The organism is Arthrobacter sp. 10T419 (genome assembly GCF_056394105.1).
Genome location: NZ_JBFTHF010000042.1, coordinates 1 through 472 on the forward strand (window position 1 = coordinate 1; position 472 = coordinate 472).

The 472-nt window shown below is 53.2% G+C and carries 1 protein-coding gene; it reads right to left on the reverse strand.

Features of this window, described 5'->3' with window-relative positions; genetic code table 11:
• Positions 1-447 (reverse strand): helicase HerA-like domain-containing protein (locus tag AC1DBD_RS17785; protein ID WP_476982714.1); only part of this gene is annotated, 447 nt, incomplete at its 3' end.
• Positions 448-472 lie beyond the last annotated feature (25 nt).

The following is a 472-nucleotide window of genomic DNA, read 5'->3' on the forward strand; positions in this document are numbered from 1 at the left end:
ACTTAGTGTGCCAGACGAGAGCAACACGGAACGTAGGCCGGGGAATTGAACGTCGCCGTGAAAATCGAGTACCAAAACTGGCACACCATAATCAGAAATACCTTTTCCGAGGACCTTCAGCGTTTCCGTCTTGCCAGACCCGGAAGCTCCCAGTACGAGGAAGAATCCATTGCTTTGCCGCCCAGGTGCCCAGGAAACTGGCTGCTTGGTATTTACTTCCTCACCGACAGAAATTTCGAGCGAGTCAGTTGGAGTCGCAACTGGTGTCACTTGCACAGGTGCCTTGAACTCCGCGCTATGGCTGCGAGAAGATTCAAACTCCCGCTCGGAGTCGATGCTCGACAGATGTTCCGCGCCATTTCCATCGAGTTCATGCAATTGACGTTCTTGACTAGACAAAATGCCCCGATTCGAGAGCAAATGGAACGCTTGAGTCGGATCGATCATGTGGGAACCGCCGCCATCGTCGGTC